The organism is Flavobacterium sp. GNP002, assembly GCF_054343795.1.
Map to the genome: position 1 here is coordinate 1,059,356 of NZ_JBTGUW010000001.1, position 19,522 is coordinate 1,078,877.

Genomic DNA, 19,522 nt, shown 5'->3' on the forward strand with positions numbered 1-19,522 from the left:
TATTTCATTCCCTAATAAAATCCATTATATAGATGTTAATTTCTCTTTTTTGTCTTTTATTTCCTCTGTCATTCATGTCATTATGAATGGTATTCGGGAATTTAATGATTTTTATCCCAAACTTTTTCTGCTCTGCAACAGTAGGCAAAACTCCCTCATCAGCAGGTTGGTCGCTGGAACGAAGCGAGTAAATTTTAGGCTGAGAAGTTCTGGGTAATTCCATTCTGCGGTTGTCTAACGAAATTATTTTATCTACCAAATTTGGGTATTTATGAGCAAACAAAACCGTCATATCACCTCCATTAGAATGTCCAATTAAGTTTACATGTTTGAAATCTAATTCTGGTTTTATTTTTTTCAATTCATTCAGAACAAATAGGATATTCTCTGCTCCTCTTTCCCAATTTGATCGTCGCACAACTTGAGGAATTCCTGTCAAAGGCAACAAATCATCGGTTGGTAATTCATGCTGAATACTCAATACAAAATAGCCTTTGGATGCTAATTTTTTTGTTAAGTATGAATACGATTTATTTGCGCCCGGTTTATTTTCTCCATATCCGTGACTCACAATTACCAGCTGTTGATTTCTGATTTTTTCGTTTACAATAGGGGAATAAAACGCTACCGGAATTAATCTATTTCTGGAACTATCCAGCCAATTGGCGCTATCTGACTTGACCTCAAATTCTTGATTATCGACTTTGGTATTTATTGCTTTTTTATTAGACGTACAACTTAACACCACAAAACAGAACAATATTTGCAGGTATATTTTCATATGAATTTTGAGCATTTATCTGATTGAAAAAATGGTTTTAAAAAAGAAAGTATTGATTTATAATTCTAAATCAAAGCTAATAATTCTTTTAAAACCTCACAGATCATTTTAGCCAAAAGTAACGATAACGCAAGAAGTGCACTCATTTTCGAGAGATTTAATTTCTTGTAAAGTTAATCTTAAAAAACAAAAAAAAACATCACCAAAAACAGTGATATTTTGTTCATTGATTAAAACACCATTTCGAAGAAATTTCTACTGAAATTTAAATAAAAATTACAATCTTTAAAATACCGCTACTTTTAATTTATTAAAAAAAATAAGTTAAAAAAGCCTACTTAACCTCTCTTTTACTTAATTTTATGACTTGAAAATAGCATTAATTTTTAGCTGTTTTTATTCTAATAAAGAACATTCAGTACATGAGAACATTTGTTATAGGCGATATTCACGGTGGTTTGCGAGCATTACACCAAATTATGGAGAGAGCCAACGTTACTAAAAACGACACCTTGATTTTTCTGGGAGATTACGTTGATGGCTGGAGCCAATCCCCTCAGGTACTCGATTTTATAATTGATTTGAAAACCAAACAGAACTGTGTGTGCATACGCGGGAATCATGATGATTTATTGCTGGAATGGCTGGACGAAAGTAAAGACAATCTGTTGTGGTATAAACATGGTGGTGAAGCGACTGTTTTGGCCTACGAATCCGTTAGCGCAGAAACGAAGCAAAAGCATATTGAATTCTTGAAATCATTAGAAAATTTTCATCTGGATGAGCAACGTCGTCTGTTTGTTCATGCTGGTTTTACTAATATGAACGGTGTCGATTTTGAATATTTTCCGGGGCTTTTTTATTGGGACAGAACCTTATGGGAAACGGCTTTGGCATTAGATCGCACTTTAAAAAAGGATGATCTTTTCTATCCAAAACGTTTTACTTTATACAATGAAATTTATATTGGCCATACGCCTGTCACCCGAATAGGCGAAACAACCCCTATTCAAAAAGCAAATGTTTGGAATGTGGATACCGGCGCAGCTTTCAAAGGTCCATTAACGATTATGGATGTTGACACCAAGGAATTCTGGCAAAGTGAACCTCTGAACCAATTGTATTTTGATGAAAAGGGAAGAAATTAGATTTTATTGAACTACTTTTGCACCCACTTAAATAATTAAAAGTATGAAAAAGATTACCACATTAGTATTATTATTGACAGTTGGCTTGATTAATGCACAGGCTTTCAAAGGAAAAGGTGACGTTAAATTTGATGTTGGAGCCAACATTCAAAACGGAGGTTCTGGAATTCGTGTTTCTTCTGATTTTGGAGTTGGAGAAAACATGTCATTCGGATTTGTAACTTCTTATTTGTTATCTGTTTCTAATGATGATTTAGGAAATAAACCTGATTTTGGAGATAGAGTAGATGTTAAAGCACGTTTCAATGCAAACTTGGGGAATGTTTTTCAATTTGATCCAAAAATGGATGTTTACCCAGGATTAGATTTAGGTCTAAGAAATTTTGGTGCGCATTTAGGATTCCGTTATTTCTTTACGGAAGGTTTTGGTATTTTCACCGAAGCGGGAATTCCAATCGCAAGTTATAAAACAGATGCTGTAGGCTTTGACAAATTGAATAACCAATTTACGTTTAATATTGGCGCTTCTTTCAATTTGTAGAACAATTATCCACAACGTTTACGAAGAAATTTTAATAAAAAAAGGCAATTTGAATAGTTCAAATTGCCTTTTTTAGTTTATTGTATTTTATTACTACAAATCAAATTTGATTCCTTGTGCCAATGGCAAACTTGTCGTGTAATTGATAGTATTCGTTTGTCTTCTCATATATACTTTCCAAGCGTCAGAACCTGATTCTCTTCCGCCACCAGTTTCTTTTTCACCACCAAAAGCACCTCCAATTTCTGCACCGGAAGTTCCTATGTTTACGTTTGCGATTCCACAATCAGAACCTACTACTGATAGGAAAAGTTCTGCTTCACGCAAATTATTAGTCATAATAGCGGATGATAGTCCTTGCGCCACTCCGTTTTGAATTGCGATAGCATTCTCAACAGTTCCTGAATATTTCAATAAATATAAAACAGGCGCAAAAGTTTCATGTTGTACGATTTCGAAAGAATTCTCTGCTTCAGCGATTGCTGGTTTTACGTAGCAACCACTTTCAAATCCTTCACCAGAAAGTACGCCACCTTCCACGAGGATTTTCCCGCCTTCGGCAACAACTTTTTCTAATGCTTTATTGTACATTTCCACTGCATGCTTATCAATTACAGGACCTACATGATTGTTTTCATCCAAAGGATTTCCAATACGTAATTGTTTGTAAGCCGATACAATTGCATCTTTAACTTTATCATAAATACTTTCGTGAATAATCAAACGACGTGTTGATGTACAACGTTGTCCTGCCGTTCCTACTGCACCAAAAACAGCACCAATAACCGTCATTTTGATATCAGCATCCGGAGTTACAATGATGGCGTTGTTTCCGCCTAATTCCAATAATGATTTTCCAAGACGACCTGCAACTGCTTGCGCAACAATTTTCCCCATACGTGTAGAACCAGTTGCAGAAATCAATGGCACACGCTTGTCGTTAGTCATCATTTCACCCACTTTGTAATCTCCATTTATCAAACAGGAAATTCCTTCCGGAAGATTATTTTCTTTGATTACTTCGGCAATAATATTTTGGCAGGCAATTCCGCAAAGTGGTGTTTTTTCAGATGGTTTCCAAACACAAACATCGCCACAAATCCAGGCTAAAGCCGTGTTCCAAGCCCAAACAGCAACTGGAAAATTGAAGGCAGAAATGATTCCTACAACTCCCATTGGGTGGTATTGCTCATACATTCTGTGTCCAGGACGTTCGGAATGCATCGTTAATCCGTGTAATTGACGCGACAATCCAACTGCAAAATCACAGATGTCTATCATTTCCTGAACTTCGCCATATCCTTCTTGCAATGATTTCCCCATTTCGTAGGAAACTAATTTGCCTAAAGCTTCTTTGTTTTTACGTAATTTTTCACCAAACTGACGCACGATTTCACCACGTTGTGGCGCAGGCATTACTTTGAAAGTTTTAAAAGCCTCGGTAGCGGTTTGCATTACTTTTTCATAATCAGCAACCGTAGTTGTTTTTACAGTACCTATTAGCTGACCATCAACTGGCGAATAACTTTCAAGAATTTCCCCGTTTGAAAAATGGTTTATCCCGGTTGATGTTCCTTCATTTATGGCTTTTACACCCAATTGCGCCAATGCTTCTTTCATTCCAAATTGATCTGCTATTGTTATCATTGTAACTTTTTTATTAAAAATTGTTATATTTTTTTACAAATATATTGATTTAACGTGAAAAACTAAACATTGCTACTTTATATTTCAAGATTTTTAGCCCCGATAGTAGTGGCATCCTTTTGTAGTCTCGTTTTTTTACGAAACTACAAAAGATAGAACGAATAGCGGGATTAGCTCCTAAAACCACTATGAATCTAGTATTAAATTATTTTTTGGACACAAATCTCGGGTCGGTTTCCATTATGGTTCCGCATTTTCCGCAGGTTCTCAACTTTTCTGAATTATAAAAATGTTCAAAATGAGGTAGGAAATCATTCTCGATATTATGCAATTCAAAATAAACCTCGTGCAGCTTGTGATTGCAGTTATCGCAAAACCACAATAAACCATCAGTATATCCTTTTCCTGCTCTTTTTCGTTCGATAACAAGCCCTATTGAACCCTTTGAACGCACTGGAGAATGTGGAGTTTTAGCGGGATGAAGATACATATCGCCAGGAAGTAATTCCATTTCTTTGCGCTCACCGTCCTCTTGAACAATCACTTTTATGGAGCCTTCCAATTGATAAAACAATTCTTCGGTTTCGTTGTAATGATAATCTTTTCGAGCGTTTGGACCCGCAACCACCATAACGATATAATCACCGGATTCTGTGTATAAATTCTTGTTGCCAACGGGTGGTTTGAGCAGGTGACGGTTTTCGTCAATCCATTTATTGAGGTTGAAAGGTTTTGCTATTGCCATGATTTATATTTTAAATGTAAATTTATGAAATAATAAATTGTTATTTTTTTTCCTTAATCAAATAGATATAGACCGGAAAATGGTCACTAAATCCTATTTCGGTAGTGGAATGTCGCAACGGATAGCCTTTGTACTGTCCGCTGGTTTGTATTAAAAATGACTTGTTGTAAATTCCTGCTTTCCAAAATCGAAAGCTAGAATAATCCGTTTGCAGTAAGGTTTCGGAAACCATTATTTGGTCAAAAATATCCCAAGCATCCCGAAATGCGATGGTGCCAAATCCCTTTTTGGCCATTTCTTCGAATGGATTATAAATTCCAAACGGTAGCACATCAGACTTTTTTGCTTTGGCGCCAAGCCCAATTTTGACACTTTTATTATAAGGACCATCATTCAAATCACCCAACGTAATCACTTTTGCATTTGGATTGATTCGTTGTAACGAATCTATTATTTTTCGATTTAATGCGCCGGCGGCTTCTCGGGACGGACTTGATTTTTTTTCGCCGCCAGAACGTGACGGCCAGTGATTGACGATGATATTGATTTCCTCACCATCGAGAAATCCAGTTACCAAAAGCTGATCTCGTGTATAAACCCGATAATTCTTAGGACTTATTTGCAGGTCATCATCTGTTTTATCTTCGGAACTGGCTTTAGAATTTTCATTTGTATTTCCGCTTACTTTATAAATATACAACGGAATATTGCTGTAACTGGTGGGCTGAAATTTCTTTTTCTGATACAGGAGCGCCACATCTATTCCTCTTTTGTCAGGCGAATCAAAATGGATGATTCCGAAATCTTTCTCGATTAATTTGGGTTGTTTGACTAAATCTTCCAAAACGCCTCTGTTTTCTATTTCGCACCCGCCAATAAATGTAGGCGAATCGGTATTTTCAGCTGAACCTATTTCGAATAATATACGAGCTAAATTGCTTAATTTTTTTTCGTATTTATCATAGGTCCATCGCTGCAAACCTGTTGGCGTCCATTCTTCATCAAAAGTATCTGGATCATTTATGGTATCAAAAAGGTTTTCGAAATTATAAAACGCAACGGTATGAATAACGTATTTTTTCTGTTGAGCATTTGATTTTACCAACGGATAAAATAAAAAAAGAATAGGAATCCAATACGTAATTCTCATAAGTATTATTTATTTCCAGTCGGTGAATTAGATTCCATTTTAGAATCTGGCTATTGTAAAAATAGTCATTTGAACCTGAACTTAAAATTATTTTCTAATTGTCTATCTTTGTTTTTATCATTTAAAGACCATACCACTAGAATTTTTTCAGAAAAGCATTAAAGCATGAACATAAACCGATTTACTTTTACATTACGCTGTCCTGTTTTATATCAATTTCTAATGCTTATTTTTGTTTTACAATCTTTCAACAGCCAAGCCCAACACAACATGATTACACCGCCAAGTTTACAAAAAGGAGATACAGTAGCTATTTTGGCAACAGCCAGAAAAAATACAGATGACAACTTGAAACCCGCTATTGCTTTATTGAAAAGTTGGGGTTTAGAAGTAGTCATTGGAAATACAATAGGTTTAGACAACGACCAATTAGCTGGAACCGACGAACAGCGTGCCGCCGATTTTCAGCAGCAAATGGATAATACAAACATCAAAGCAATCTGGTGTGTAAAAGGTGGATACGGAACCGTACGAATGATTGATTTACTGGATTTTACTACGTTCAAAAAAAATCCAAAATGGATTGTTGGTTTCAGTGATGTGACCGTTTTACACAATCACTTGAACACAATGGGTTACAAATCCATTCACGGAATCATGCCGATAACCGCTCCTAGAGCAACTCCAGAGGCGATTGAAACAATGCGAATTGCTTTATTTGGTGAAAAATTGTCTTATGAAATAGATCCTTTCTTGATGAACAGACACGGAAAAGCTACCGGAGAATTAGTGGGCGGAAATTTATCGATTCTATATAGCTTGTTTGGTTCACCATCTGCGATTGATTGTGCTGATAAAATCTTGTTTATAGAAGATTTAGACGAATATTTGTATCATATTGACCGCATGATGATGAATTTAAAACGAAATGGTTGCCTGGAAAGCATCAAGGGAATTGTTGTGGGTTCCATGACAAAAATGAAGGACAATGATATTCCATGGGGTAAAAATGCTATTGAGATTATAGAGGATGTTACCAAAAATTATAATATTCCCGTCTTGTATAATTTCCCGGCCGGTCATATTCAAGACAATAGAGCATTGATTTTAGGGAACAAAGTGACTCTGAATGTCAATGAAAAATGCAGTACGCTGGTTTTTGAATAAATGCAATTTGATATTTGATTACAAAAGTTTAAAAACTTGAAACCTTAAACTTAAAATAAAATCTTTTAATGGCGGAACACAACGAGCTCGGAAAACTTGGAGAAGAAATGGCGGTTGAATTTCTACGGAAAGACGGCTACACGATTTTGCAAACCAACTGGACGTTCCAAAAAGCCGAAATAGACATTATTGCCCAAAAAGGAAATACACTAGCCATAGTTGAAGTCAAAACCCGTTCCTCATTAGAATTTGGCTTACCACAAGATTTTGTAAAACCAAAAAAAATCCAGCTTTTAGTAAAGGCTGTTGATGCGTTTATCAACGAAAGAAATTTGGATATTGAAGTCCGTTTTGACATTATAGCTATCCATAAAGAAGGAAAATCTTTTGTAATTGAGCATCTTATCGATGCTTTTTATCACTTTTAAACGTTTTTTCTTGATGTTATATTTGTAACAAATTGTTTTTTATTTATATTTGCGTCATATTTACACACTAACTACGCGTAAAATAACAACCAACTAAAAAAAATTACATCATGAAAACTGTTTCTTCCATTGTAGAAAACTACATCAAAACAAAGCCTTTTTTGCTAAATGCACTATCATTAGGCATCATTAATCTGACCTCATTATCCCGAAACATAATGACTGAATTAGAAAGTGAATTTGGCAAGGAAGTAAAACAAGGTGCGGTTGTTATGGCTTTAAAAAGACTAACAGAAGAACTAGATTTCAGATTAAATCATAAGATTAATAAAGTCATCAAAAACATTGGGGAAATCACCGTTCGTTCGGCCTTGACGGATTATACTTTTGCTGCATCCGATACTGTTTTAAATAAACAAGCAGATTTAATTGCAGATATCAATACGTTACCGGATATTTTTTACACTTCATCCAGAGGAGTGAACGAAACCAACATTGTGGTTAGTAACAGCATCAATCACTTAGTAGACAAGCATTTTGCTACTGAAAAACTGATTCAGAAATTAGACAATCTAGCTTCGATTACGGTAAAATTACCTAAAGAAAACATTGTCGTTCCTGGGATTTACTATTTCATTTTTCAACGTTTGGCTTGGGAAGGAATTATCATAAACGAAGTAATTTCGACTTCTAATGAGTTCACAATTTTAGTGAGTGAAGAACAAGTAGATGTTGCTTTTAAAGTAATTAAGGATTTGAAGAATTAGAAAATCATAAATCAACAAAGCTTTCAGCCTACTAAGACTGGAAGCTTTTTTATTTATTCCCCACCCAACAACTCCATCAATTCCAAAGCTGTTCTGGTATTTTTTACATTGTCAAAAGTCAACAAAAGTCGTAATCCAGCCGGGGTCTGTTTTTCTTTCATTTTGCATAAATTAGGATGTTTTTGCACAAATTGCAGTACTTTATGAAAACGATTCGATTGGTAATAATCGGATTGTTGATCCGAAATGAAATAACCAATCATCTTGCCTTGTTTCATCACTAATTTTTCGATTCCAATTCGGGTTGCAATCCATTTGATTCGAATACTATTCATCAACGCTTTGGCACGAGGAGGCATTGGACCAAAACGGTCAATCAATTTATTTTGGAAAACAATCAATTCTTCTTCATTTTTGACTGCGCCCAATTCATTGTACAAACTCAATCGTTCCGAAACATTATTGATATACTCATCAGAAAACAACAACTCAAAATCAGTATCGATTTGGAGGTCTTTGACGTATTCTTTGGTTTCCAAATTGTTTTCCTCCGGATATAAATCCTTGAATTCATTTTCTTTCAATTCGTCAATTGCTTCATTCATGATTTTTTGGTAGGTGTCAAAACCAATTTCGTTGATGAAACCACTTTGCTCACCGCCTAATAAATCTCCTGCACCACGAATCTCTAAATCTTTCATCGCAATATTAAATCCGCTACCCAATTCGCTGAATTGTTCCAATGCTTGAATTCTCTTTCTGGCGTCATCGGTCATCGCAGAATATGGCGGACAAATAAAATAACAGAATGCTTTCTTGTTGCTACGCCCTACTCTACCACGCATTTGATGTAAATCAGACAATCCGAAATTATTTGCATTATTGATAAAAATCGTATTTGCATTAGGAACGTCTAATCCGCTTTCGATAATGGTTGTTGCCACTAAAACATCAAATTCTCCATTCATGAAAGCCAACATCAATTCCTCGAGTTTTTTTCCATCCATCTGACCGTGACCAATTCCAACTCTGGCATTTGGAACCAAACGCTGAATCATTCCGGCTACTTCCTTGATGTTTTCTATTCGATTATTGATAAAGAAAACCTGTCCGTTACGCTGGATTTCATACGAAATCGCATCCCGAATCAATTCTTCACTAAAACCAACTACATTCGTCTCAATAGGATAACGATTGGGCGGAGGCGTTGTAATCACGGATAAATCCCGCGCAGCCATTAGTGAAAACTGCAATGTTCGCGGGATTGGCGTTGCAGTTAAAGTTAACGTATCGACATTCGCAGCAATGGTTTTGAGTTTGTCTTTTACGTTCACCCCAAATTTTTGCTCCTCATCCACAATCAACAATCCCAGATCTTTGAAAACCACATTTTTGTTAACCAATTGATGTGTTCCAATAACAATATCGAGTTTTCCTTCGGCCAATTGTTTTAGTGTTTCCGCTTTTTGTTTGGCGGTTCTAAAACGGTTTAAATAACCCACAGAAACGGGCATATCTTTCAATCGTTCTGTAAAAGTTCTATAATGTTGGTAGGCCAAAATAGTCGTAGGAACCAAAATCGCAACTTGTTTGCTGTTATCCACTGCCTTGAAAGCCGCACGAATGGCAACTTCGGTTTTCCCGAAACCTACATCCCCACAAACCAAGCGATCCATTGGGCGATCACTTTCCATATCGGCTTTTACCTCTGCCGTAGATTTGGTTTGGTCCGGCGTATCTTCATAAATGAACGAGCTTTCTAATTCGTTTTGTAAATAACTGTCGGGCGCAAACTGAAATCCTTTTTCGAGTCTTCTTTTGGCATACAACTGAATCAGGTTGAATGCAATATGTTTTACTCTAGCCTTGGTTTTTTGTTTTAAAATCTTCCAGGCATTCGAACCCAATTTGTAAATTTTGGGAGGTGTTCCGTCTTTTCCGTTATATTTAGAAATTTTGTGAAGCGAATGAATACTCACATACACAATATCATTATCGGCATAAACGAGCTTGATGGCTTCTTGCGTTTTGCCTTCAACCTGTATTTTTTGCAATCCTCCAAAACGTCCGATTCCGTGGTCGATGTGCGTCACATAATCTCCTACGGATAATGTCGTGAGTTCTTTTAAAGTAATATTCTGTTTTTTCGAATAGCCGTTTTTGATGCTGAATTTGTGGTAGCGTTCAAAAATTTGGTGGTCAGTGTAACAGGTTATTTGGTTTTCTTCGTCAATAAATCCCTGATACAAAGGCAAAACAACGGTATGATATTGCTTGCGGATATTCTCAGAATTGGCTTCATCCAATGTTTCAAAAATATCATGAAATCGTTTGGCTTGGGCATCATTCGAACAAAACAAATAATTTTTGTAGCCGTTGAAATGATTTTCGTTCAAATTATTCAATAACAAATCAAACTGCTTGTTGAACGACGGTTGTGGCTGAATGTGAAATTCGAATTTTTTGGTGGTTCTAAAAATAGGTTTTGAACTCAATTCCACAATCGAAAAATCCAACGCTCTTTTTATAAATGCTGCTTGATTCAAAAACAATTGTTCCGGCGACGAGCGTTTTATCTCCTGCGATAATTTTGCGAAAGCTTCCTCAGCTTTGCCAAATTGTTTGTCTAATTGTGATAAAAAATCTTCGGTGTTCTGAATAAAAATTACTGTTTTCTCCGAAATATAATCCAAGAAACTTTCTCGGTTTTCCTGAAAAACTTTGTTCTCGACATTTGGTATTATCGTTATTTTTTTTTGGGTTTCAATAGACAATTGCGTCGCAACATCAAACGTACGGATGCTCTCGACTTCATCTCCAAAAAACTCAATTCGGTACGGATTATCATTCGAAAATGAAAATACATCGACAATTCCTCCACGAACCGAAAATTCTCCAGGTTCCGTAATAAAATCGACTCTTTTGAATTCATATTCGAACAAAACTTCATTAATAAAATCAATAGAAATCTTGTCGCCAACAGCAACTTTGAGCGTGTTTTTGTCCAATTCTTTTCGGGTCACCACTTTCTCGAAAAGCGCTTCGGGATAGGTAACAATAATGGCCGGTTTCTTGCGGGAATTGATTCGGTTTAACACCTCGGCGCGAAGCAAAACATTCGCGTTGTCCGTATCTTCGATTTCGTACGGGCGACGAAATGAACCGGGATAAAATAGCACATCTTGCTCCCCAATCATTTGTTCCAAATCGTTCAAATAATACGCCGCTTCTTCTTTATTGTTTAAAACAACTAAAAAAGGAAGTTCGGATTTCTTGAAAACAGACCGAATTACAAATGAAAGTGCGGAACCCAAAAGTCCCGAAAGGTGCATTTTGACTTGGTTATTCTCTAATAAACGAGCAACAATTTGCTGGGTTTTAGGGGAATTATCGTAGGTATTGTATAAGGCTGTTTTACTCAACGCGTGGTAGATTTGGGTCGATGACTGGTGTGTTAGGAATAGCTCTTGTAGTGTCCATCATTTTCAATAAATCAGATTCTCCTTCCTCAAGCGGAATTTTACTTTTCTCCACAATTTTGTCCATTTGTCTTTGTAGTGATACCAATTCTTTGTTGATTTCTGACACTAACAACGTCACTTTTTTATCAGGAATATTATCCAAATGAATGAATAAATCCAGCAATCTAACTTTAGTAATCAACGTGGAAATCCTGCTTTTTATTTGAGGTTTGTTGTAATTATAAGGAATATTGTCGTTCAAAGCCATCACTTTTTTCGAAAGCGCTGTTGATTTTTGCTGAAAAGCTCCAATACTTTTTTTAGGTTTTTGCGCTAATTCAGCTAAAAACATACGCCATTCGTTCCAAGATGCAATGCTTTTTTCACCCGCTTCGGTTACTGGCTCATCATATAAAACCCAACCTTTCTGTATGTTTGCTAATATCACTTCTTTTTTTTGTATCTCTTTTTTGTTTTCAGCAATTCGTTTTTGATTGTCATCTTTACAAGAGAACAAAACAAAAACCAGAGAGAAGAAAACGGCTATTTTATATTTCATGTGCGTCAATTTATCATTTTTTAATGGATGAAAGTAATTCAAATACAGTTGTAATTTTTTTAAAAAAGAAGCAATTATGACCCTTTAAAAATTTCCATTAATTTAGGTACAAAGTTACAAAGTAAATTTACAATAATGAATTCCAGTATTGGAATAACAATCTAATATTCCTGAAGCTATTTTTTTGTTTAAAAAGTCATAAATTAAGAAATAAAACTCCTTTTTAGATACTTTTTTAAGAAATTTATACCTTTTTTTATCAAAATTGTGTTATTTACGAAAACGTTATCTTTGTTTTTCAAAACAGACAAAAATGAGTACAAAAATATTGATTATTGGCGCTTGCGGCCAAATAGGAACGGAGCTTACCCAAAAGTTGCGAAAAATACACGGAACCGAAAATGTAATCGCTTCGGATATACGAAAGCTAAATATTGATGTGGTGAATTCTGGTCCATTTGAAGTCGTGAACGCTTTGGATTTTAATCAAATTGAACATTTGGTCGAAGTACACCAAATTGACGAAGTGTATTTGATGGCTGCATTGTTATCGGCAACAGCCGAAAAAAACCCTGCATTTGCTTGGGACTTAAATATGAATTCGTTGTTTCACGTTTTGAATTTGGCGAAAGCCGGAAAAATAAAAAAAATATTCTGGCCCTCGAGTATTGCCGTTTTTGGACCAACAACTCCTAAAGAAAACACGCCACAATACACAATCATGGAACCGTCTACGGTCTACGGAATCAGTAAACAAGCAGGAGAAAGATGGTGCGAGTATTACCATAATATTTTTGGTGTAGATGTAAGAAGCATCCGTTATCCGGGTTTAATCAGTTGGTCATCGCCTCCTGGTGGAGGAACTACGGATTATGCAGTGGATATTTTTCACAAAGCACTTTCCGATAAAACATACGAATGTTTTTTATCCTCAGAAACTAAAATGCCGATGATGTATATGGACGATGCCATTGCTGCGACCATTCAAATTATGCAAGCGCCGGCTGACCAAATAAAAATTCACTCTTCGTACAACTTAGCTGCAATGAGCTTTACGCCAACGGAGATTGCTGCCGAAATCAAGAAACACATTCCTGAATTTACCATCACTTATGAGCCTGACTTCCGTCAAAAAATAGCCGACAGCTGGCCAGCAAGTATTGATGACGCTGAAGCCAGAAAAGACTGGAACTGGAAACATGAATTTGATTTGGAATCAATGACAAAAGACATGCTAGAGCATTTGAAATAGATCTATTGAATATAAAAAATGCCGCAAAATTGATGTTTTGCGGCTTTTTTTCATTCATTTTTTTTCTTTAATTAATGGTGCTTTTAGCTCTTAGTATTCGTTTTCCGATTGATTGTAGCTAATTATTAGCTTAATTGAATTAGAATTAGTTGCTGTTGTTGTATTCCTATTCAATCACGTACATTGGTTGCACTTGAATATAATCACAATCATTCTCTTTTTTAGTAACAAAGAACAATACATAATTACTCAAAAAATGCATTAAAGGATAACTAGATAATAATTGTTTTCTAGAGTCATAAAAAATTGATGATCGAATATATTTTTTAAGATCAAGGATAGTTAGAGGTTTAATATCTTTTATTGTTTGCTTCTGTTCAAAATAAAATGTTCCGCCACCCAACGAAATGCAGTCTTGAATTAAAAAAGCAGTTTTATTGTATTTTGAAGGGTATACATACTCATTGTCTAAATTGAAATATAAAGTATCCTTTTTTTCGTTTGGATTTGCAATCCAGTCTCCTTTTTTATTACGTCGTGGATAATAGGACTTATATTCTAAATATCTGGGTTGTATAAACTCATTATCATTAACAAAGTATATTACATATTTATTAAATAATGAATCTTGGAGCTTGTAATTGTCAACCAAATTATTGTGTCTGCCATCATAATAAAACTTTCGGTTTTCGATATACTCTTTCATAGAGAGTATTTTTTTGGGGCGAAGACCGGTTGTTAAATAGCCATTGCCTACGAAATAAATGTAGCCATTAGTATCAGTGTGTTTTATTTGCTCGTTGGTCGCTGTAGTCCATTCTGAGTATTTTTGGTTGGACAAGTTGGGTATAATGGTTGGGGAGATGGTATAGTATTTATCAATGCTAAAATACAATGTATCTTTTGTCTTTTCCTGCGCGTTTATTGAGATATAGCTAAATAATATACTAAGCGATATGATCATGAGCTGTTTCATTTTTTTCAAGTTTTAATTTGTACACGGACTGATCTTGCCAAGCTTATCTATCCTACTTCCCATGTTGTTAATCTCCTCTTTTTTTGCCTCTGATAATTTAACCCAAGCGTCAACATTGTTATCTTTTAGACCAACCCAAGCTAAAGCTTCATAAAATGCATCATTAGGCTCTTCCCCATAATAATTTATGTATGCATTATAGTCATTAGGCAACTGCATTTTGTGAAATTCTTTTAGCGCCTCTTTCATATTTGTGAGATACAATACCGCCATGTTATTGTGATGATATTGTTCGTTATAAGTATTATATGTCTTTAAAAAATCAGGAACACCCAGTGAATTATATAATACTGGAATCTTCCTGTAGATATCAGCATGAATGTACTCGTGTAGAATTGTTCTAGCAACTACTAAATTAGGATTTAAATTTGCCATTGAAGTACTAATTGTAATTACAATTATTTTATCAACAGGAGGAGCGGTTTGACCGTTGATTTCCTTATTGTTTTTTGCGGAAATTATAACGTCTTGTGAAACAATTTTAATATCAAATTCTGATTCTCCTTCAAAATTAGACAATAACGTTTTGACATACGAAGTGTCTTTTTTGTTTAAAAGATCATTTATACATTTAGCTTTTCCGTTTAACTCATCAGAATTAATTTTAAACTCTAATTCTTCATCGTCGTCAGGGTCAGGGTCACCACCACTGCCCAAAGAGTTCCAACTAATTGTTATTGGTACCTCTTTACCCATTTCGTTTAATGAAACAAAACTGCTTGGATCTTTGTAGTTGTTATATACTACCACCTCATCTAATTGACTTCCATCCACAGAACGACTTGTATGTTGAGTTGCTTTTTGCCCAGATTTAATTTTTTTTGCAGGTATTAAATCAACAACATACTTGTTATTTTTTAAACGATAGGCTCTAATAAAGTCACCATTTAATCGGGTCATAAGTACAATACCACTAAAAGTATCATTTGTAGATGAACTTTCTGCAAATTCATGATAAATCATCGACTCAATTTGGGATCCTACCCGCAAAAAAAGAGCACGACGGCGCTGCTGTTGTGCTTTTGTTTTTATAGGGATGACTGTCAATAACTCAGTGGTATTGGTTAGTTTTTCTTGGGTAATTTTATCGAAGTCAAAATCATTTTGCAAACCACTACTTTTAGCTGTTGTTCTTTGTTCATCATAGAGATTTTTAACGAAGGTTATCGCCTCGTTTTTTGAAACGGTTTCAATATTCGATTGTTGTTCAATTGCTATATCCTCTGTGCTACAAGACTGCATAAGACAAAGGGTAAAACTCATAAAAAGGAAAACAATTTTCCGCCTTATTTCATTTGTTTGTTTGTTTGTTTGTTTGTTTGTTTGTTTGTTTTCATAAAATAATTGGTTAATTAATATTTTATAAAAATAAGGTATAATTCACATTCTACAATACCCACTTTTGGTGATATTCTAAAAAAATTACACTCAGAAAAATACAAGATAGCAAGTGGAATCATAAGTTTGCCCCAGCAACAATGACTAGCGATATGTCTGAGCATTTGAGTGCCGAAAAAGCATAATGTTTTTATTTACATAGAATTCGGGTTTTAAAAAATTAGGGTGAAAATCTAGTTTTTTGAAACCCGAATTTTTTTAAAAATATTTTTTTTTAACTAAATTTGATAAAAACCTAAGCGCAATGAAACTAAAATCAAGTGAACCTTTTTGGTTGGTAAAAAACGGAATCATTAACTCCTATCCTTCTTTAAGAGAAAACTTGGATACAGAAATTCTAATCGTAGGAGGCGGAATAACCGGCAGTCTAATAGCGCATCAATGTATGGCAGATGGTTACAAAACCGTTCTGATTGATCGCAGAGAAATAGGTCACGGAAGTACATCAGCTACGACATCCATGTTACAGTATGAGATTGACGTGCCACTGCACCAACTTATTGATTTAATTGGCGAAAAAGCTGCTGTTGACAGTTACTGGGCATGCTATAAATCGATTGATGATTTGAAAAAAATAGTGAAGCAGGTAAAATCGGATTGTGGATTTGAGAAAAAGGAATCACTTTATTTTGCTGCTTTAAAAAAAGATGTTGTTTGGTTAAAAAAAGAATTTGAGGCTAGAAAAAAAATCGGAATGCCTGTAAAATGGCTCGAAGCCGATGAAATTGATAAAAAATTTCACATCAAACATTCTCATGGCGGAATCTTGTCGGAACAAGGCGGTAGCATAGATGCTTTCCAGTTAGCTCACGATATTCTAGCGTACAATCATAAAAAAGGGTTACAAGTTTTCGATAAAACCGATATCAAAAAAGTTACTTACAAACAAAATGGCGTCACCGTTCTAACAGAACATGGAACTACCATTACCGCTAAAAAGATAATTTACTGCAACGGTTTTGAAAGTACCGAAATCATTAAAGACAAATTTGTAAAATTACTTTCTACTTACGCCATTGTGGGAGAACGTTTTGAGGATGACCAATCATATCTTAACGACACGCTATTTTGGAATACGGCAGAGCCTTACATGTATATGCGAACCACAGATGACAACCGATTGCTTATTGGCGGAGAAGACGAAGATTTTGTAGACGCTGCAAAAAGAGATTCACTACTCAACGACAAGTCTGATAAGTTGACTAAATATCTGAAGAAAATTTTACCTGATTATGATTTCAGAATGGATTTTGTTTGGGCAGGTACTTTTGGCGAGACCAAAGACGGCCTACCTTACATTGGTAAACATCCCAATTTTCAAAGCGCTTATTTTGTTTTGGGCTTTGGCGGAAACGGCATCACATTTTCAGTTATTGGAATGGAACTCGTTTCTGAAATGTTGAAAAACAAGAAACATCCTTTATCAGAATATTTTAAATTTCGAAGGTAATTTCCTAGCTCCCATATTTCATTAAACTGCATAAAAAATGCCCCAAATAGTGTTTAACTTTTTGGGGCATCTTCATTTCAGGCTTTTCAAAATTACTTTATCTCATAGGTGTTATTTTCCTTTTTCAGATCGGCCATTAATCCACTTGGATCAATAGTTATTTTCTTGATGGAAGCTTTCGATTTAGCAATGTTGAATTCAAACGTTGGATACGCCCAAGCCCAATCATTCAAAACTGTTCTTTTTATAGCAGGATTTGGATTCTCTTTTTCGAAACTCATCATTCGCAATGGAATGTAAAAACTTTCTGTTGTACCATCTGTGTACTCCACTAATAAATCAATTGGCATTGGCATTCTGCCTATTCTTCCTAAAGTAACCATTGTTTTATCTGCATTTTCTTTTACGTCATTGATTGCATAATCAATAGTATTTGTGGTTTGTGTCCAATCCGTCAAATACCAATCCAAATTTGCACCGGAAATTCTTTCGGCAGATCTTTTGATATCATTTGGTGTAGGATGTTTGAATTTGAAATCGCTATAATACTTTTTTAAAGTTTTCATCAGATTTTCTTTTCCTATCAAATACATCAATTGTGTCAGGAAAAGCTCTCCTTTACTATATGAAGAAATGCTGTACACTCTATTTTCGTCAAAACGATCCGCATGTGTTCCTTGTGGTAATTCTTTTCCTGAATTTACCATTGAAAAATATCCAGCATACGCTCCCGTAAATGGGTTTTCTACTTTTTTATCGGCAATTTCATTCAGTCCAAAATCTTCTAAGAATGAGGTAAAACCTTCATCCATCCATCCGTGTTTTGATTCATTGGAAGCCAACACATGCTGGAACCAAGAATGCGCCATTTCGTGAGCGGTTACGCCTAATAATCCCTCAAAACTTCCTTGTCCTAAAATCAACGTACACATGGCATATTCCATTCCGCCATCACCACCTTGAATTACAGAATATTGTTTGTACGGATAATCGCCAACTGTTTTATTGTAAATTTCCATCAGCTGAACCGTTTTTGGTTGCAGATCTTTCCAGTTTTGTATAAATTTTGGATTGTTTTTGTACAAGAAATGAATATCAACTCCATTTGGGCCTTTGGCAATATCATGAATGTAATTTTTATCAGCTGCCCAAGTAAAATCATGAACCATTGGTGCATTAAAATGCCAAGTCAATGTTTTTGTTTTCTTTGGAACAGACACAACAACACCTTGGTCTTGGTAGCCATGACCAATTTCGTTTTTGTTTTGTAAATAACCGGTACCACCTAAAACATAATCTTTATCAATAGTAATATTTACGTCAAAATTTCCCCAAACGCCATGAAATTCTCTAGCGATATACGGATCGGCATGCCAACCTTCAAAATCAAATTCGGCAAGTTTTGGATACCATTGTGCCATTGATAATTCTACGCCTTCGGCATTATTTCTTCCTGAACGACGAATCTGAATAGGAACCTGACCGTCAAAATCTAATGTGAATGTAGTTTTTGAATTGGGTAAAATTGGCTTAGCCAAAGTTACTTCAAGGATAGTCCCAATCTCTTTTGCATTAGCAACTGCTCCGTCTTGTTTGAAATTAGAAATTCGCAAATAACCAATTTCATTTGGTTTCAAATTTTTAATGCGACTTTCTTTGACTTCTTTATCACCAACTTTTACTTTGGCGACCATTCTTCCGTCTGGATCTTTGATGCTTTGGATTCTTGCATCCATTTCGCTTCCGGGCTGAAAAGCATTATTAAATAGGTGATAATATACTTTTCTCAAAGTATCAGGAGAATTATTGGTGTAAACCAATTCCTGTTTTCCTTTGTATTGGTATGTTTTTACATCCATGGAAACATCCATTTTGTAATCGACATGCTGTTGCCAATATGAAGTGTTTTGGGCAAAAACAGTTCCGAAACTCAAAGTGACAAAAGAGAATAAAAGTAGTTTTTTCATATGTGATTTAAATAAAAATGGAAGG

Annotated in this window: 16 protein-coding genes; 7 read left to right on the forward strand and 9 right to left on the reverse strand. The window is 35.2% G+C overall.

Annotation, left to right across the window (positions count from 1 at the left end; all coding sequences use genetic code 11):
* Window positions 1-4: 4 nt before the first annotated feature.
* Window positions 5-781 carry an alpha/beta fold hydrolase gene (locus ACXX80_RS04745; RefSeq protein ID WP_458552229.1) on the reverse strand — a complete coding sequence of 259 codons (777 nt, stop codon included), beginning with the start codon at window positions 779-781 and terminating at the stop codon, window positions 5-7.
* Between the two features lie 422 nt (window positions 782-1,203).
* On the opposite strand from ACXX80_RS04745, the gene ACXX80_RS04750 reads away from it, so the two are divergent.
* On the forward strand, window positions 1,204-1,929 hold the full coding sequence (locus ACXX80_RS04750) for a metallophosphoesterase family protein (protein WP_458552230.1): 726 nt from the start codon (window positions 1,204-1,206) through the stop codon (window positions 1,927-1,929).
* A 43-nt stretch (window positions 1,930-1,972) separates the two neighbouring features.
* Window positions 1,973-2,470 (forward strand): DUF6646 family protein, encoded by a 498-nt coding sequence (locus ACXX80_RS04755; protein ID WP_458552231.1) that lies wholly within the window; start codon window positions 1,973-1,975, stop codon window positions 2,468-2,470.
* 93 nt (window positions 2,471-2,563) lie between these two features.
* On the opposite strand, the gene amaB is transcribed toward ACXX80_RS04755, so the two are convergent.
* The 3 genes from amaB to ACXX80_RS04770 all read right to left on the reverse strand — a co-directional run bounded on the left by amaB (window position 2,564) and on the right by ACXX80_RS04770 (window position 6,012).
* Window positions 2,564-4,117 carry an L-piperidine-6-carboxylate dehydrogenase gene (gene amaB / locus ACXX80_RS04760; RefSeq protein ID WP_458552232.1) on the reverse strand — a complete coding sequence of 518 codons (1,554 nt, stop codon included), beginning with the start codon at window positions 4,115-4,117 and terminating at the stop codon, window positions 2,564-2,566.
* Between the two features lie 205 nt (window positions 4,118-4,322).
* Window positions 4,323-4,862, reverse strand: coding sequence for a 3-hydroxyanthranilate 3,4-dioxygenase (locus ACXX80_RS04765; protein ID WP_458552233.1), 540 nt, complete (start codon window positions 4,860-4,862; stop codon window positions 4,323-4,325).
* A 40-nt stretch (window positions 4,863-4,902) separates the two neighbouring features.
* Window positions 4,903-6,012 carry an endonuclease/exonuclease/phosphatase family protein gene (locus ACXX80_RS04770; protein WP_458552234.1) on the reverse strand — a complete coding sequence of 370 codons (1,110 nt, stop codon included), beginning with the start codon at window positions 6,010-6,012 and terminating at the stop codon, window positions 4,903-4,905.
* Between the two features lie 270 nt (window positions 6,013-6,282).
* Between ACXX80_RS04770 and ACXX80_RS04775 the strand changes: the two genes are divergently transcribed.
* The 3 genes from ACXX80_RS04775 to ACXX80_RS04785 all read left to right on the forward strand — a co-directional run bounded on the left by ACXX80_RS04775 (window position 6,283) and on the right by ACXX80_RS04785 (window position 8,374).
* The gene (locus ACXX80_RS04775) at window positions 6,283-7,179 is read left to right on the forward strand and encodes a S66 peptidase family protein (protein ID WP_458554074.1); all 897 of its coding nucleotides are present in this window, start codon (window positions 6,283-6,285) and stop codon (window positions 7,177-7,179) included.
* Between the two features lie 68 nt (window positions 7,180-7,247).
* Complete coding sequence (locus ACXX80_RS04780) at window positions 7,248-7,607, forward strand: YraN family protein (RefSeq protein ID WP_458552235.1); 360 nt, start codon at window positions 7,248-7,250, stop codon at window positions 7,605-7,607.
* Between the two features lie 110 nt (window positions 7,608-7,717).
* Window positions 7,718-8,374 (forward strand): aspartate kinase, encoded by a 657-nt coding sequence (locus ACXX80_RS04785; RefSeq protein ID WP_315206009.1) that lies wholly within the window; start codon window positions 7,718-7,720, stop codon window positions 8,372-8,374.
* Window positions 8,375-8,427: 53 nt separating this feature from the next.
* Here the strand turns inward: ACXX80_RS04785 and mfd are convergent, their stop codons facing one another.
* The gene (gene mfd / locus ACXX80_RS04790) at window positions 8,428-11,796 is read right to left on the reverse strand and encodes a transcription-repair coupling factor (protein WP_458552236.1); all 3,369 of its coding nucleotides are present in this window, start codon (window positions 11,794-11,796) and stop codon (window positions 8,428-8,430) included.
* Window positions 11,789-12,394, reverse strand: a complete 606-nt coding sequence (locus tag ACXX80_RS04795) for a hypothetical protein (protein ID WP_458552237.1) — start codon at window positions 12,392-12,394, stop codon at window positions 11,789-11,791. Before ACXX80_RS04795 ends, mfd begins: the two co-directional genes overlap by 8 nt.
* 313 nt (window positions 12,395-12,707) lie before the next feature.
* On the opposite strand from ACXX80_RS04795, the gene ACXX80_RS04800 reads away from it, so the two are divergent.
* Window positions 12,708-13,646 carry an L-threonine 3-dehydrogenase gene (locus ACXX80_RS04800; protein WP_458552238.1) on the forward strand — a complete coding sequence of 313 codons (939 nt, stop codon included), beginning with the start codon at window positions 12,708-12,710 and terminating at the stop codon, window positions 13,644-13,646.
* Between the two features lie 166 nt (window positions 13,647-13,812).
* Here the strand turns inward: ACXX80_RS04800 and ACXX80_RS04805 are convergent, their stop codons facing one another.
* Together ACXX80_RS04805 and ACXX80_RS04810 are read right to left on the reverse strand one after the other, a co-directional pair.
* Window positions 13,813-14,622, reverse strand: coding sequence for a hypothetical protein (locus ACXX80_RS04805; RefSeq protein ID WP_458552239.1), 810 nt, complete (start codon window positions 14,620-14,622; stop codon window positions 13,813-13,815).
* 12 nt (window positions 14,623-14,634) lie between these two features.
* Window positions 14,635-15,945: a hypothetical protein gene (locus ACXX80_RS04810; protein ID WP_458552240.1), complete on the reverse strand. Its 1,311-nt coding sequence runs from the start codon at window positions 15,943-15,945 to the stop codon at window positions 14,635-14,637.
* Between the two features lie 379 nt (window positions 15,946-16,324).
* On the opposite strand from ACXX80_RS04810, the gene ACXX80_RS04815 reads away from it, so the two are divergent.
* Window positions 16,325-17,530 (forward strand): NAD(P)/FAD-dependent oxidoreductase, encoded by a 1,206-nt coding sequence (locus tag ACXX80_RS04815; RefSeq protein WP_458552241.1) that lies wholly within the window; start codon window positions 16,325-16,327, stop codon window positions 17,528-17,530.
* A 92-nt stretch (window positions 17,531-17,622) separates the two neighbouring features.
* On the opposite strand, the gene ACXX80_RS04820 is transcribed toward ACXX80_RS04815, so the two are convergent.
* Entirely contained in the window at window positions 17,623-19,497 is a 1,875-nt protein-coding gene (locus tag ACXX80_RS04820) for a M1 family metallopeptidase (protein WP_458552242.1), read from the reverse strand.
* Between the last annotated feature and the right edge of the window lie 25 nt (window positions 19,498-19,522).